16 protein-coding genes are annotated in these 14,648 nt (G+C 37.3%); 3 read left to right on the top strand and 13 right to left on the bottom strand.

Annotated elements, in window-relative coordinates; translation table 11 throughout:
* Positions 1–7: 7 nt before the first annotated feature.
* The 4 genes from M2M59_RS06680 to M2M59_RS06665 all read right to left on the bottom strand — a co-directional run bounded on the left by M2M59_RS06680 (position 8) and on the right by M2M59_RS06665 (position 4,993).
* The gene (locus tag M2M59_RS06680) at positions 8–1,651 is read right to left on the bottom strand and encodes an AMP-binding protein (RefSeq protein ID WP_249775820.1); all 1,644 of its coding nucleotides are present in this window, start codon (positions 1,649–1,651) and stop codon (positions 8–10) included.
* Between the two features lie 32 nt (positions 1,652–1,683).
* Positions 1,684–2,826 (bottom strand): acyl-CoA dehydrogenase family protein, encoded by a 1,143-nt coding sequence (locus tag M2M59_RS06675; protein WP_147193710.1) that lies wholly within the window; start codon positions 2,824–2,826, stop codon positions 1,684–1,686.
* Positions 2,827–2,889: 63 nt separating this feature from the next.
* Positions 2,890–3,513 carry a TetR/AcrR family transcriptional regulator gene (locus M2M59_RS06670; RefSeq protein WP_249775819.1) on the bottom strand — a complete coding sequence of 208 codons (624 nt, stop codon included), beginning with the start codon at positions 3,511–3,513 and terminating at the stop codon, positions 2,890–2,892.
* Positions 3,514–3,769: 256 nt separating this feature from the next.
* A complete protein-coding gene (locus tag M2M59_RS06665; protein WP_249775818.1) occupies positions 3,770–4,993 on the bottom strand; it encodes a helix-turn-helix domain-containing protein in 1,224 nt (407 codons plus the stop codon).
* 119 nt (positions 4,994–5,112) lie between these two features.
* Between M2M59_RS06665 and M2M59_RS06660 the strand changes: the two genes are divergently transcribed.
* A complete protein-coding gene (locus M2M59_RS06660; RefSeq protein WP_249775817.1) occupies positions 5,113–6,405 on the top strand; it encodes an MFS transporter in 1,293 nt (430 codons plus the stop codon).
* A 65-nt stretch (positions 6,406–6,470) separates the two neighbouring features.
* Here M2M59_RS06660 and M2M59_RS06655 read toward each other — a convergent pair whose 3' ends face one another.
* The 6 genes from M2M59_RS06655 to M2M59_RS06630 all read right to left on the bottom strand — a co-directional run bounded on the left by M2M59_RS06655 (position 6,471) and on the right by M2M59_RS06630 (position 10,936).
* A complete protein-coding gene (locus M2M59_RS06655) occupies positions 6,471–6,974 on the bottom strand; it encodes a GNAT family N-acetyltransferase (RefSeq protein WP_249775816.1) in 504 nt (167 codons plus the stop codon).
* Between the two features lie 69 nt (positions 6,975–7,043).
* The gene (locus M2M59_RS06650; RefSeq protein ID WP_147193720.1) at positions 7,044–7,301 is read right to left on the bottom strand and encodes a hypothetical protein; all 258 of its coding nucleotides are present in this window, start codon (positions 7,299–7,301) and stop codon (positions 7,044–7,046) included.
* Positions 7,302–7,374: 73 nt separating this feature from the next.
* Positions 7,375–7,851 carry a PaaI family thioesterase gene (locus M2M59_RS06645; RefSeq protein ID WP_249775815.1) on the bottom strand — a complete coding sequence of 159 codons (477 nt, stop codon included), beginning with the start codon at positions 7,849–7,851 and terminating at the stop codon, positions 7,375–7,377.
* Positions 7,852–8,084: 233 nt separating this feature from the next.
* Positions 8,085–8,639 carry a hypothetical protein gene (locus tag M2M59_RS06640; protein WP_249775814.1) on the bottom strand — a complete coding sequence of 185 codons (555 nt, stop codon included), beginning with the start codon at positions 8,637–8,639 and terminating at the stop codon, positions 8,085–8,087.
* An 84-nt stretch (positions 8,640–8,723) separates the two neighbouring features.
* Entirely contained in the window at positions 8,724–9,620 is an 897-nt protein-coding gene (locus M2M59_RS06635; protein ID WP_147193726.1) for a deoxyribonuclease IV, read from the bottom strand.
* A gap of 17 nt (positions 9,621–9,637) precedes the next feature.
* Complete coding sequence (locus M2M59_RS06630) at positions 9,638–10,936, bottom strand: DEAD/DEAH box helicase (protein ID WP_150284082.1); 1,299 nt, start codon at positions 10,934–10,936, stop codon at positions 9,638–9,640.
* Between the two features lie 207 nt (positions 10,937–11,143).
* Between M2M59_RS06630 and M2M59_RS06625 the strand changes: the two genes are divergently transcribed.
* Both M2M59_RS06625 and M2M59_RS06620 read left to right on the top strand, forming a co-directional pair.
* Complete coding sequence (locus tag M2M59_RS06625) at positions 11,144–11,971, top strand: YqfQ family protein (protein WP_249775813.1); 828 nt, start codon at positions 11,144–11,146, stop codon at positions 11,969–11,971.
* A gap of 69 nt (positions 11,972–12,040) precedes the next feature.
* Positions 12,041–13,012 (top strand): 4-hydroxy-3-methylbut-2-enyl diphosphate reductase, encoded by a 972-nt coding sequence (locus M2M59_RS06620; RefSeq protein ID WP_147193732.1) that lies wholly within the window; start codon positions 12,041–12,043, stop codon positions 13,010–13,012.
* A 146-nt stretch (positions 13,013–13,158) separates the two neighbouring features.
* On the opposite strand, the gene M2M59_RS06615 is transcribed toward M2M59_RS06620, so the two are convergent.
* From M2M59_RS06615 to M2M59_RS06605, 3 genes are read right to left on the bottom strand one after another with little or no spacing between them, the layout of a single operon-like run.
* Positions 13,159–13,686, bottom strand: coding sequence for a GNAT family N-acetyltransferase (locus tag M2M59_RS06615; RefSeq protein WP_249775812.1), 528 nt, complete (start codon positions 13,684–13,686; stop codon positions 13,159–13,161).
* Between the two features lie 12 nt (positions 13,687–13,698).
* Positions 13,699–14,157, bottom strand: coding sequence for a GNAT family N-acetyltransferase (locus M2M59_RS06610; RefSeq protein ID WP_249775811.1), 459 nt, complete (start codon positions 14,155–14,157; stop codon positions 13,699–13,701).
* Positions 14,158–14,196: 39 nt separating this feature from the next.
* Complete coding sequence (locus M2M59_RS06605; RefSeq protein WP_147193738.1) at positions 14,197–14,613, bottom strand: cytidine deaminase; 417 nt, start codon at positions 14,611–14,613, stop codon at positions 14,197–14,199.
* Between the last annotated feature and the right edge of the window lie 35 nt (positions 14,614–14,648).

Raw genomic sequence — 14,648 nt, 5'->3', positions numbered from 1 at the left:
AGCCCCCCTAGTTAATTGATTGAGAGAGTGCGTTGAATTGTTCTCTTAGTTTATATTTTTGAATTTTTCCGGACGCCGTCATCGGATACTCGTCAATAAAGAAAATATACCGCGGTATTTTATGTCTGGAGATCTTGCCATCACAAAATGTGCGAATCTCCTCTTCTGTTGCTATTTGACCATCCTTCAAAATAATCCAAGCTGCTGCTTCTTCACCGTATTTTTCGTCCGGTACACCCGCAACTTGTACGTCAAGTACTTTTGGATGCTGATATAAAAATTCTTCTATCTCGCGTGGGTAAACATTTTCCCCACCACGGATAAACATATCTTTCAATCTACCTGTTACACGTAGGTAGCCATTTTCATCCATTGTTCCCAGGTCACCTGTATGAAGCCAGTTATCTTCATCGATTGCTTCATGTGTAGCATCTGGATTTTGGTAATACCCTTTCATAACAACATAACCACGGGCACAAATTTCACCTTGTTCTCCACGCGGCAATTCTTCGTTGGTGCCTGGTTTAGCGATAATTACTTCCACATTAGGCAATGCACGACCGACTGTCTCTACTTTTAATTGAATAGGATCCTCAATCCTTGTCTGTGTAACAACAGGAGATGATTCTGTCTGTCCGTAACAAATTGTTACATCTTCCATGCCCATCACATTTATGACACCTTTCATGACTTCAATTGGACAGTTAGACCCTGCCATAACACCTGTACGAAGTGAAGAAAGATCAAATTCATGAATATTCGGCAAATTGAGTTCACTAATAAACATTGTCGGTACGCCATGAAGAGCTGTGCACTTTTCTTTCTCAACCGTTCGGAGAACTGTTTCAGGATGAAATTCCTGTACAGGAACCATTGTACCACCGACAGATGTAATGGCGAGCGTACCGATTACGCAACCGAAACAGTGGAAAAATGGCACAGGAATACAGAGTCTGTCTTCACGTGTTAACTTCATACATTCTGCAATATTAATCCCATTGTTAATCAAATTAGAATGCGTCAGCATAACACCCTTTGGAAAACCAGTTGTGCCAGATGTATATTGAATATTAATGACATCTTCATAAGAGAGAGAATTCTTTCGCTCTAACAGTTGTTCATCTGTTATTTCATTGCCTTTGGCCAAAAATTCATCATATGAATATGTGCCAGGATAGCTTTGATCACTAATGACAACAACAGTTTTTAAATACGGCAAATTTTCACTTTGGAGTTTTCCAGGTTCACTTGTTTTGAGTTCTGGGCAAATATCATAAATAGTTTCAATAAAGGAATAGTCGCGATAATGATCGATTAAAATAATCGCGCGTGAATCAGACTGTTTCAGAAGGTACTCAAGCTCCTGTGAACGGTAATTTGTGTTCACAGTTACAAGTGGTGCACCCATCTTTCCAGAGCCAAACTGCAAACCTGGCCACTCTGGCACATTTGTTGTCCAGACGGCAAAATGATCTCCCTTTTCTAACCCAATCGCCATTAATGCTTTTGCGACGCCATTCGCATGGTCATTAAATTCAGCGTAAGTCATGCGGATATCTCTATCTGCATATACGAGCGCTTCATTTTGTGGAAGTAGTGCAGTTTTTTCATCCAATAATTCGCCTATCGTTTGGTAAACAAGTTCTGCCATCATAATCCCCCTTTATTCTCTTTTATGATATTTTAGCAGCCTAACAAGCGAGATATGACTACTCGTTGGATTTCAGAAGTACCTTCCCCAATCTCCATCAGCTTAATATCACGCAGATGTCTTTCAACATCATATTCTGCCATGTAACCATAACCACCGTGAATTTGGATGGCTTTGTTACACGTCCTAAAGCCCATCTCTGAAGCAAAGAGTTTTGCAAATGCCGCCTCTTTTTTAAATGGTTTACCATTATCTTTTAACCAAGCAGCTTTTAGAACCATGTTTCGTGCAAGTTCTATTTCCATTGCCATATCAGACAATTTGAAGCTAATGCCTTGGAATTTGGATATGGATTGACCGAATTGTGTACGTTCTTTAGAATAAGCTAGCGCTTTTTCAAATGCAGCTTGCGCAATGCCGACTGATAATGCGGCAATAGAAATGCGGCCGCCGTCTAATGTATTTAAAAATTGGCCAAATCCTTTTTTCTCATCGCCTAGAACGTTCTCTCTTGGTACACGCACATTCTCTAAAATAATTTCGCATGTATTAGATGCACGTACACCCATCTTTTGATAATTTGAACGAATCGTAACACCCGGTGTGTTTGTTGGCACAATGATAGCAGTAATAATATTTCTGCCTTTCTCATTTTGGCCTGTAACAGCTGTAACAACTACTTGTCGGGAATACTCCGCATTAGTAATCCAACATTTCTCACCGTTGATTACCCATTCATCTCCATCTATATAGGCACGTGTACGTGTTCCTCCAGCATCTGAACCAGCATTCGGCTCCGTTAATCCAAATGCACCCAGTGTTTTACCTTGTGCCATCGGAACTAAAAATTCTTGTTTTTGTTCTTCTGTTCCAAAATTATAAAAAGGCGTTGCGCCAAGGCTAACTGCAGCTGCATAGCTTAAACCAGTACCGCCGCAAGCACGTCCGATTTCTTCAACTGCTAATGCATATGAAACAATATCTCCGCCTGCCCCACCATATTCTTCTGGGAATGGGATACCGAGCAATCCTAATTCGCCCATTTTGTCGAAGCTCTCTTTTCTAAATGAATGGGTTTCATCTAGTTCACGAGCATATGGCTCAATTTCAGCTTTTGCAAAATCGCGTACCATATCACGGATCATACGTTGTTCTTTTGTTAATTCAAAGTTCATCTTTATTTCCCCCTTGTGTATAGACCGACTAGTCGGTTTGTAAAACAGAAAATGAAAATCCCCTTATTCAATAATCAAAAGTTGTTGTTTTAATGCTTCTTCGTAGCCTTCCTTTGTTACAATTCCCCGTAGAATTATATCGTTAAAATAAGATGTGATTTGCTGCATTGTCATTGGTCCGTTCTGCCTGTACCATTTATATGTCCAGTTGACAAGACCGATGATTGCCATTGTGGTCATACTTGTTGAAATTTCTTTTCGGAATGAACCAAATTCTACCCCATCACTAATGACTTGCTCAATTAGCTTCTGATATTCAGTTCGTTTTTCGTTTATAACCTCCTTGTATTCATCCGGCAAATACGTTCCTTCGTTATAGAAGACCGTAATATGCCGCTGATAGTAATCAAAAACATATGTAAACGCATACAACATTGCTACCACTTTTTCAATCGGCGTTTCATGCGTATCATAAGCTTCCTTTGTTTTTTTCAAGACAACGGAAATAAAAACATCGTGTATCTCGTAGAGAAGAGCGTCTTTCGATTTATAATTATGATAAAAGCCGCCTTTTGATGTCTGTGCTGCTTCGACTATTTTGTCAACTGTGACGCCGTGGTAACCTTTCTCATGAAACAAATCTAACGCTGTTTCAAGAATTCTTTCTTTCACCGATTGCTTTGTCATTTAACCTTCACCTACAACTAGCTAACTAAATTTAATTCAGAAAATTTACTATTTACTGTATTTTCAATATAACATAACAGATAATTCAAGTCTAGTAAACAGTTAGTAATTTCTACCTTATTCGTAAATTCTCTCGTTTAGTTGATAATCTTAAAGTAAAAGACTATTTATCGTATTTTACGTTGCCCCACTTCTATTTAAAAAGCACACCCTAACGATTCTTGTGAAAATAGTTAGAGTGTGCACTTCTCTGTTCTTATATATTCTCTTTATTGATTTGATAATAAACGGTTTCAACAAATTCTTTATATGGTGAATCAGGCATTAGCTGCATATTTTGTTTCGCTATTTTTACCAGTTGCTTTGCTATTTTTTCGTTTCCAATAACCTGCTCACATAAGGCCCTATAGGCATCTTTAACATACAGTATTGAGAGATCAAACGGATGGTGAATGGAATGATGAATGCAAACTCCTTTAAATACTTCAATTGCTTCTTCATAGCGCTGTAAACCATATAATGCTTTTCCTTCTTCAATACGTAAAAAGTCTAAAGATACTTCATCCATAACATGCTCAACTAGCACATTGTTAATAAGTTCTAACGCTTTAGTATAATCCTTATCATTGTCTATTACATAATGAATCTGAATAAAACATAAAATCCACTTCGTAATGTTATCTTCCGCAAAATCGCTGTATTGCTGTAGCTTCTTTTCATAATAATAAAAAGCTTCTTGATCTTTATCATTCATTGCCTGATATGCAGCTAATCTGTATAAATGGTCAATTCGATAAAAAATACGCTCTTTTTTTGAATAATGAATTGCTTTATTCATGACACGAATAGCTTCTTTTGAATCCCCTACTGCAAATCGCATAATAGCTTCATAATAATCTAAATCCAGTTTTGTAAGTGCATCGATATAATCACCTTGCCGCTCTATCAGCATGCGCTCATTCAATAATTTTTGTAATGCTTCCTGATACTGATGTTGGGCAAATAATACATTCACACGAAACAACACCATGCCTGCTTGCCTAGCAGTAATATTTAGATCATCATAAATAGCTGATGCTCGATCTGCTGTATCCTGCCATCCCTCTAATTGCAGATAATGAAGAATTCGACTGTAAATCTCAAGCAGCCTTGCACTCTCATACCCTTGCGTCAGTTTTGGTAAAAATGGCTCTAGTTTTTCAATCCATGCATTATAATCTGGGTCAACTTGCTCTTTTAAAAGTTGCTCTCCTTCTTGCAATAGTTCTTGATATTCCCGATTGCTCATTTCTCCCCATAAATCGGCGACATCTACTTCCAAACGTCGTGCAAGATATTGTAGATTCTCTATAGATGGATTGGCTTTATTATTTTCAATTAGACTTAGCATTCCTTTAGTCATCTGATCACCCGCACAGGCTTCTAATGTCATTCGATGTTTTTTACGAAGATTGCGGATACGTTCGCCAAGTGTATTCATGTAGTTCAGCTCCTATTAAATTCAATAGTTTAATTATATTAAACTTTTTCTTTAAATGAAAGGCTATTTGTGATATCCTTTGTTTAATCACATTAAACTTCCAGAAAGGATTGAATAATTTGAATGATAGTTTGAAATTAAAAAGAGCTACCTACCATTTGTGGACATTTACTGCTAGCAAGATGATCAGCACTTTTGGAGCTCAAGTCTACGCATTTGCAATCAGTTTTTATATTTTGAAAATGACGGGCTCTGCTTCCAGTTTTGCAACTAATCTGATTTGTAATATCCTACCGCGAACATTAATCGGACCTTTTGCAGGTTATATTGCAGACACTTATTCTCGGAAAGTAATTGTTATAGCAGCCCAGCTTGTTTCCACTGTAGCTATTTTTGGATTGCTGCTCTATAGCCTTTTTTATACTTTATCTTTACCAGCAATTTATATTACGACTGTTATTCTGTCCATTGCATCTACTTTTTCCAGCGTTGGTTTTACTTCATCAATTACTGGGTTAGTCGATGAAAAGCGAATTCAAAAGGCGATGTCTTTAAACCAAATGGCTTCTTCTATGGCAGCTGTTGCAAGCCCTGCGATTGGTGGAGTGTTATACGGAGCTGTATCTATACCTTTCTTTCTTGTAATCTACGGGGTTGCTTCATTACTTGGCGCGATCATTGAATCAACAATGAATTTTTCACTTTTCGCAAATCGAAATGTAGAAAAGTCTACTAAAGAATCCATGTTTGCCAGCATTAAAGATGGAATTTCTTATATACGCCTTCAGCCCATTTTAATGGCCATCATATGGACTGCTCTTCTTATAAACTTTTTTATGGGAGCGCTTCAAGTAGGTTATTCATTTTTACTTATAGAGAAATTAAAAATCATTTCTTCTCACTTTGGTTTCATTGAAGGCGCTATGGCAGCCGGGATGCTTTTCATCTCTGGATATTTAGCTGCAAGGAAGGAATTTCAATCACCACTTATCATTTCAAAAAGGGGCATTGCTGGATTAGGCATTTTAATGTCATTGGTAACCCTACCATTGCTTGTTCCTCTCCCCTATGAAGGAATGTTTGCGTTTTATGCATCCCTATCTTTACTAAATGGTGCTTTATTACCATTAATAAATACGCCGCTGCAAGTTCTTATGATGAGGTTAATCGATGATGATTACAAAGGGCGTGTGTTTTCTATTTTAGAAACAATGGCTATGGCATTAATGCCAGCCGCCATGATTTTATTTGGATTTCTTTATGATGTTCTTCCTGCTCCTTGGATTTTATTTGGCTCAAGCTTTCTACTTATATTAACTGTTTCTATTCTTATGAGACCTTCTGTCATTCGGAATGCTACAACCTTGGATCAGAAGCCCGTGAACGAGCAAACAAATAGGGCAATAAGCTGAATAATTGTTCACTCTTTTTACAAAGCTAATATCTAAACCATCTTTAACAAAAAATATGGCACAATTCATATAATTGAATTGTGCCTCACATTATTTAATAACTTTTCTAAAACGATTTCATCTCTAATTGGTATATCATTGTATCCTGTAAAAGGAATCTGTGGTTTAATCTTTCTCGCAGTTTCGACAGCATTCTTTAATAATTCTGCTAGATAGTATCCTCTTTTTTGATAAAATTTCATGGCTAATAAATTATCATTTGTAGTTATAAGTTTTACGTGGGTACATTTATTTTCTAAAGCTTCTTCTTCCACTCTAGCCACCAATAAAGTGCCTATCCCCTTCTTTTCTTCTAAACTATCTAATGAAATTATTTCGCATTCTTTCTCAGTCATATAGTAGGTAATTAAACCAGTGATTTGATCTTTATCATTCAAAACAGCAAATCCATCTAGCTTACTACAATCAAAAACGCCAGAAGAAATAACCATTTCTGTGCTGCCCCACTGTTTCTTTAAAAAATCTTTAACTTTTTCTTCCGATATATCACATAATGATAATAGCCTCATAAGAGTCTCCTGATAATTTTATTTATTCAGATATATTTGAACGTAATACTGTAAACATTTTATCATAATTTATGATTCACTAATGCCTATCGCAATTAAAAGGAAATATGACAAAACCAAAACAGCGCTATTTAATAACACTCCTGATACTATGAACCAAAGTTTTTTTGATGCTATAGCAAAAATTATGCCAAGCACTGATAGAACAGTAAACACGCAGACACCTAAAGTTAAATTTGCATTTGGACCTCTTATACTAAAGAAAAAAATAATATTTAATATAACCGTTAATATTGATAAAACTCCTAAAATAGCTTTCTTGTACAAGATAGCACTCCCCCTTTTAAAAGTCTTTTTTAAGGACGGTGATTACTATATTAATTTCCTCTTTTACTCTTTTTTAATCTAAAATCATTATAGAAGAGGTACTGTTACAGCATTTTTTATCATTTTGGACTACCTCTGCTGTAAGATATGCTGTTCTATTTCCTTTTCTTTCTACTTTAGCGACAACCTCAGCTATACCAGGAACTACCGGTCGGAAAAATGTGGTATGTAAATCAATTGTAGTAAACGATTGGCCTTGCTTTAGTTCAGTTGCTATTGCATAAGCCATCATTGTATCTGTAGCTGCAGCAACAAATCCACCCATTGTGACGCCAATACCATTGACGAATTTTTCATCTATTGTCCATATTGCTTTTGCCCATCCATCTTCCGACAGTACAGGCTCGATTTGAAGAGTTTGGTCACAGTTAGGTAAGGGAATCTTTTTCAAAACTACATCTTTAAAATTTTCTATACTATACTTTCCCCCTGTTGCGTTCCTACCTTTTACTTCCGCATTATCAATCAATTGGTTGCTTGAATTGTTCATAGTTTTAACCCAACCCCTTTTACTTTTAGAACAGTCATTTAGCTGCCTGTTTTGGAACTACCTTACAATAAACCATTGAGTTTTAGCAAGCGATTTATTTCATTAAAGTAATAGTAACTTAGTGAATCTTCTTCGAAATACACTAATACATTATATTCTTCTTTTATAAGAGTAGTGAATTTAGAGTATCCATTTCTTTATAAAAATCTGATAATCCAATTACTTTTCGCTCTCTATGATTCTATACAATCTGTGTAATACTTAATTAAATCAAACCCAACATAAATCTCTTTCGAATAGTCCCATCGGTAATAACAATTCCAGTAGCTTATGATTCTTTGTGTAATAAGATAATGAAATGATGGGTTTTCCAGCAAAAAATCCTTTATAAAAGCATCGTTAAATTGGTCTACCTGTTTTTGAATTCTGCTTAAAATCTCTATTACATACTCTCCTGTTAATTTTATAATAAAAGGTGTCACCCAGTAGTCGTAATGCCCCCTCTCCAAAAGGTTAGTAAGATATTTTTCTCTTACAAATCCATCACAATGTCTAGTATATATGCAGTCAGCTATTGTTTTTTGGGTAATGCTTAAGCTTTCATATACATCTTTAGAGATCTCGTTAAAATAAATACGTTCCGGAATAAATAAATTTTCTTGATCTACAAATATCTGAAATGGATGTGAAAAATTTTGACTAAATAGCTTTAAAGGCAATTTTTTTTGTATGTATTTTACTTCTTGCTTTAAAGAAATTGGAAAAGCTTTGTTTAGAATGTTTCCCATTAATTATGACTCCTCCTTTATTCATTATTAGGATAAAAAAGCCCTTACCCTAAATTAAAGGTAAAGGCTTTATTTTTCTAGTAACTAATCTTGCTCACCACGTAATGCATCGATTTTTTCTGGCATAAACTGCCCTGTACGCAGCATTTCAATTTCGTATGCATATGGCGCTTTTTTGGTTTTAGCATCTTTCCCTACCCATGGTGTTTCTAGGATTTTAGGAATTTGCTCAAATGCTTCATGATGAACAATACGGCTTAACGCATCAAATCCAATATGACCAAAGCCTATATTTTCATGGCGGTCTTTTGCAGCACCACTAACATTTTTGCTATCATTAACATGCAACACTTTAATACGATCAAGACCTATAACTTTGTCAAAATTCGTTAATACACCATCAAAGTCATTAATAATATCATAACCCGCATCATGTGTATGGCATGTGTCATAACATATAGATAGCCGTTCATTGTTTGTAACGCCATCAATAATTTTAGCCAGCTCTTCAAAAGTGCGTCCACACTCAGATCCTTTGCCAGCCATAGTTTCTAATGCAATTTGTACCGGATAGTCTTGTGATAAGACTTCATTCAGGCCTTCAATAATCTTAGCAATGCCGACTTCTGCTCCTGCTCCAACATGGGCTCCAGGATGCAATACAATTTGATTTGCACCAATAGCTGCGGTCCGCTCGATTTCTTTTTGTAGAAAATCGACACCTAGCGCAAAAACTTCAGGCTTGGTCGTATTCGCTATATTAATTATATACGGTGCATGTACTACAATATTTGATAAACCATTTTCTTTCATATGCGCAAGGCCTGCTTCAATATTTAAATCTTCAATTGCCTTTCTGCGCGTATTTTGGGGGGCGCCTGTATAAATCATAAAAGTAGTAGCCCCGTATGAAGCCGCCTCTTCACTTGATCCCAGCAACATTTTTTTGCCGCTCATGGAGACGTGAGAACCAATTAACATAATGAAAAGTCCCCTTTCTAACGATTGCGGTTACGTTTACGTCGTTCTTTTTTCTTGATTTTATCCATTTCCCAACGCATATTTCGTTTATATCCTGGTTTGACCTTTTTAGGCTTGCGGACACGAGATTTTGCAATTTGGTCGATCTCATCCACTTTCTTTTCACGATTTTGACGCGCATGACGCTCTTTCATTTCAATAATTTCGCCATTTTTAATATCTTTTGGTACAAAAGGAATCCCCATTTTTTCTACTCGTACAATAGCATCTTCATCTGAAGGCTCAAATAATGTAATGGCAAGCCCTTTGTTGCCTGCACGTGCAGTACGGCCAACACGGTGTATAAAGAATTCTAAATCCTGCGGTAATTCGTAGTTTATTACATGGCTAACACCTGGGATATCAATACCACGGGCAGCTAAGTCAGTAGCAACGATATATTGGAATTCTAAATCCCGAATTTGCTTCATCATTTTTTTACGATCGCGCGGCGTCAAATCACCGTGAATCCGTCCAACACGTTTCCCATTGCTCGAAAGGAAATTCGCTACTGCTTCAGCTTGTTTACGAGTATTGGTAAAAATAATCGCTAAATACGGATTAATAGCATCCATAACCTCTAAGAGTTTTGTATTGCGTGATTTGCTTCTTGTTGGAATTAAGTAGAAATCAATATTTTCTGCTACTGGTTTTTTGTCGTTCATGTGAATATGAACAGGTGCTTCCATATATTTTCTTAAGAAAGGCTGTAAGCTCTCTGGCACTGTTGCGGAGAAAACATACATTTCAAGGTTTTCAGGCATTTGGGTCGCAAATTGGTCAATATCCTCAATAAAGCCCATATCAAATGCTAGGTCTGCTTCATCTACAACTAAAATAGATGCAGTATGCACAAGCAACGCTTGTTCTTTCACGAGGTCGCGTATACGCCCAGGTGTCCCTACCACAATTTGAGGCTGAGACTTTAATTTATCGATTGAACGCTGTTTATCCGTACCACCTATAAATAATTTAGCGTGGATATCAGTTTTTTCGATTATCTTCATTAACTCTGCATGTATTTGAGTAGCAAGCTCTCTAGTTGGTGCAGTAATAACTGCTTGTACCTTTTGCTCGTCTTGCTTAATACGCTCTACAATAGGAATTAAAAAACTATGCGTTTTGCCAGTTCCTGTGTGAGCTTGTCCGATTGCGCTTTTTCCTTTTAAAATCAGCGGAATCATTTCTTTTTGGATTGGCGTTGGCTCAGTAAAACCGAGTTCTTTGATTGCCTCTCGCAAAAATGGTTGAAAATTGTAATCACTATACTTGGACATTCATTTGTCCCTCCTAACTTCCTTCACTCATTGTAACATGATTCGTACATTAAAGTAGCCATTTGCATATGATATCTATTAATAGCACTTTCGTCAATTCTGTTGGCGATTTTTCCTATGGTTTTTTGTTTACCCCGCTTAAAGGAGGAGTAAATTTTCGATCGATTAAAGGTTTACTTTATTTAAGAATATGAAAGGAGTAATCATATGGTTCACCCATCCTTTTTTCCATACGGCAATCCAGCTCAACGTAATTATCCGATGTATACAACCAATCAGACGCTGAGGCCGCCTTCACCTTACCAACCGAATATGTATAGGCCATACCCGATTGCAAATACAGGATTTCCGCAAGCAACAGGACAAAAACCTAGAAAGAAAGGCGGGGGCCTTTTACAAAATTTAAAAAACACATTAACAGGAGGTAACAAACAAAATAATAATGAAACTTACTACCCTGCGCCAGGTATGCCACCTTATGGTATGCGTGGGCCTGGAATGATGGCTGGAGGTCCTCCTCGGATGGCTCCTGTACCCCGAGGCCCAAGAGGAGCTGCTGCATCACGGGGATCAGTGAACGTAGCAGAAGAATCAGTAGTTGCTGAAAACTTGGGTGGTGTAGAAGCTGGAGATGGTATAGGCGCTGGGCCTGAAGTAGCTGGTGTCGCAGCAACTGAGGCAGCAGCAGCAACAGGTGCAGCTGGATTGTTTGGCGGAGGTTTTGCGAAACTTGAACAATATATGAATACAGCCGATCAGCTTTATAATACCTATCAAAAATATTCACCAATGGTAAAACAAATCTCACCTATGTTCCAAAATATACCCGCTATGTATAAGCTTTATAAAGGATTCCAATCAATGCCTGATGCTAACTCTGGAGGTGGAGCAACAGCCAGGGCAGCAAGTGGAGGTACTTCAGGAGGCGCATCTAACTTGAATACAGGTAATACAGGTTCCTCCTCAACAGGTGGCCAGAATTTTATCCAAACGCCAAGAGCTTCAAGACCACGCATCTTTCAGCCTCCTTTCTAGTCGATAATTTTGTATTAGATTACGGACTCCGTTATAATGGTAATAGTGAGCATTGAAAGGGGTCCAATTATGCAAGTCATTAAAATTACACCTAGAGGCTATTGTTACGGTGTTGTAGATGCGATGGTTATCGCTCGCAATGCTGCAATGGATAAAACATTGCCAAGGCCTATATATATACTTGGAATGATCGTTCATAACAAGCATGTAACTGATGCATTTGAGAGTGACGGGATCATTACATTAGATGGAAAAGATCGTTTGGAAATTCTGGAAAAAGTCGATGGAGGCACAGTTATTTTTACTGCACACGGTGTATCGCCAGAAGTGCGAAAATTAGCGTCCGAAAAAGGGCTAATTGCTATTGATGCAACTTGTCCCGACGTGACTGTAACGCACGATTTAATCAAAGAAAAGTCAGCAGAAGGCTATGATATAATCTATATTGGGAAGAAAGGCCATCCTGAGCCTGAAGGTGCAATTGGGGTAGCTCCTGATCATGTCCATCTTGTACAAAATATTGAGGATATCGAGGCGCTTCAACTAACGAACGATAAAATATTGGTTACAAACCAAACGACGATGAGTCAATGGGATGTATCACATTTAATGGAACGTTTAAAGGAAAAATATCCTAACATAGAAGTTCATAAGGAAATTTGCTTAGCGACACAAGTCCGCCAAGAAGCTGTGGCAACACAAGCTGGTGAAGCAGATTTGCTCATCGTAGTCGGAGACCCGAAAAGCAATAACTCTAACCGCCTGACACAGGTTTCTGAAGAAATAGCCCAAACGAAATCGTACCGTATCGCTGATCTTTCAGAATTAAAACTAGAATGGTTGGATGGAGTTGAAAAAGTCGGCGTGACAGCAGGCGCTTCTACGCCAACGCCAATAGTTAAAGAGGTTATTAAATTCTTAGACCAATACGATCCTGCGAATCCTGCTACACATGACTTAAGCCGTTCTGTCACACTAGACAAAATTCTACCGAAAATCAAACAACCTTCACCTGTGACAAAGATCTTACCAAAAGGATAATTACGGGCAATCTCAGATTTCATGAGTGATCCATAAATAAGCCTTCTGTTTTTCTAACAGAAGGCTTTTTTGGTTAGATACGTGAGGCACAGCTTATACAGCTAGCGAGGCAGGCTATCTTCCTAACTGTACACTAGAGGATTCAATTATCTCTTAAGAAGAGAATAAACATTAGTATCGTATGCTTTTCCTTGTTGATATATATAGCCTCTTAAAATTCCCTCTTTTTGAAAACCGACTTTTTCCAATAATTTATTAGATGCTTCATTTTCTAGGAAAACAATTGCTCCTATACGTGTTAAGCCCATCGTATCAAAACCAAATGAAATTACTTTTGATATTGCCTCAGAAGTGTAACCTTTCCTCCAGTACTCCGGATGAATCTCATATCCAATTTCAGCTCTTTTATGTTTTTGAGACCAAGCATGGTATCCAATTGTACCAATTATACCTTTTGTTCCTTTTCGCTCAATCCCCCACCTTATGCCTCTTTCTTCATTATAATTTTTCTTAAAAAACTCTACTAATTCTTTTGCTTCTTTTGCGCTGTTTAATGGTTCTGACCCATAAAAACGTGTGACTTCTTTATTGGAAAGGCAAGCGAAAATATCATATACATCTGTATCCGTTAATTCTCGCAGAGTTATTCTATCTGTCTCTAATATAGGAAACATTTAATCTCTCCTTTATTTTAGTTTTGAATTTGACTTAATTGGCATACTCATTGTAATAGTTCTATTTTTATATCCCATTTTTTCATACAGTTTAACAGCTTGATTTCCTGCATATACGCTTAAACGTGCTTCTGAATATCCGTCTCTTTCGAAATTTTCGGTCGCAGTTGCCATCAATTTTTTTGATATTCCTTTACCTCTAAATTCTTCTATTACAAACAATTCATAAATAAATCCATATGCTTTTTCAGTAAATTGATCTTTACTACTACCTATAAGGATCCAACCCATTAAGGTACCGTCTTCCGTTGCTATTAAATAGTAACTTCCCTTTTCCAATAAAGGCTCAACAAGTTGTTTGACTTTTACATCTGTCGGTATGATCCCACCCATAGTACCATCGTGTATAGCTTGTGGTGTTAATAATAAAATCTTTTGGTATTCCAAATCATTCGGTCTTCTGATTTCCATTAATTTAACATTCTCCTTCACGAACAAATCTCACACCATTTAGTTGAAAAACTCTTCCTCTGGATATGCGGCAGTCCAGTGATAGGGTTGCATTTCTGATAACGGTTTATAGACAATATCTTTCCCTGCCAAACTAACTGCAACCATAACAGACGGCCCCCAGTAGAATAGTCTTTCTTGGCACACTCCACAAGGTGATAAGACTTTGATGTCTGCAGCTGTATCATCTCGAACTAAACAGATGGAATGTGTTACCCTTTTGTTCAGCTTATGAGCTTCTAGTATTGCACCTGTTTCTATACAAAGTTCAGTAGATGCGTTAATCACTTCAGGCGCTATACTCGTCAAGATTGTACCATCGTCTAATGCCATCGCTGCGGCACCCCCCCAACCTGTTGGGTATCTATCCTTGATTAATTGCTCTGCATAAAGATATAATTTTTCTTTTAACTCCATCATTACCTCTCCTATTAACAATCTACGAATCTTCG

Origin of the sequence: Rummeliibacillus sp. G93, from assembly GCF_023515935.1 — a bacterium.
Classification (GTDB): domain Bacteria; phylum Bacillota; class Bacilli; order Bacillales_A; family Planococcaceae; genus Rummeliibacillus; species Rummeliibacillus stabekisii.
Note: the sequence above shows the minus strand (reverse complement) of the source record. Positions and strands in the feature narration are given on the sequence as shown.

Excerpts from the sequence above, each read along its gene's own strand:
- M2M59_RS06640 (WP_249775814.1), bottom strand. The coding sequence starts at position 8,639 with ATGGGAAACATTCTAAACAAAGCTTTTCCAATTTCTTTAAAGCAAGAA.
- M2M59_RS06615 (WP_249775812.1), bottom strand. The coding sequence starts at position 13,686 with ATGTTTCCTATATTAGAGACAGATAGAATAACTCTGCGAGAATTAACG.
- M2M59_RS06645 (WP_249775815.1), bottom strand. The coding sequence starts at position 7,851 with ATGAACAATTCAAGCAACCAATTGATTGATAATGCGGAAGTAAAAGGT.
- M2M59_RS06630 (WP_150284082.1), bottom strand. The coding sequence starts at position 10,936 with ATGTCCAAGTATAGTGATTACAATTTTCAACCATTTTTGCGAGAGGCA.
- M2M59_RS06680 (WP_249775820.1), bottom strand. The coding sequence starts at position 1,651 with ATGGCAGAACTTGTTTACCAAACGATAGGCGAATTATTGGATGAAAAA.
- M2M59_RS06655 (WP_249775816.1), bottom strand. The coding sequence starts at position 6,974 with ATGAGGCTATTATCATTATGTGATATATCGGAAGAAAAAGTTAAAGAT.
- M2M59_RS06605 (WP_147193738.1), bottom strand. The coding sequence starts at position 14,613 with ATGGAGTTAAAAGAAAAATTATATCTTTATGCAGAGCAATTAATCAAG.
- M2M59_RS06665 (WP_249775818.1), bottom strand. The coding sequence starts at position 4,993 with ATGAATACACTTGGCGAACGTATCCGCAATCTTCGTAAAAAACATCGA.
- M2M59_RS06675 (WP_147193710.1), bottom strand. The coding sequence starts at position 2,826 with ATGAACTTTGAATTAACAAAAGAACAACGTATGATCCGTGATATGGTA.
- M2M59_RS06610 (WP_249775811.1), bottom strand. The coding sequence starts at position 14,157 with ATGGAAATCAGAAGACCGAATGATTTGGAATACCAAAAGATTTTATTA.
- M2M59_RS06635 (WP_147193726.1), bottom strand. The coding sequence starts at position 9,620 with ATGTTAATTGGTTCTCACGTCTCCATGAGCGGCAAAAAAATGTTGCTG.
- M2M59_RS06625 (WP_249775813.1), top strand. The coding sequence starts at position 11,144 with ATGGTTCACCCATCCTTTTTTCCATACGGCAATCCAGCTCAACGTAAT.
- M2M59_RS06670 (WP_249775819.1), bottom strand. The coding sequence starts at position 3,513 with ATGACAAAGCAATCGGTGAAAGAAAGAATTCTTGAAACAGCGTTAGAT.
- M2M59_RS06620 (WP_147193732.1), top strand. The coding sequence starts at position 12,041 with ATGCAAGTCATTAAAATTACACCTAGAGGCTATTGTTACGGTGTTGTA.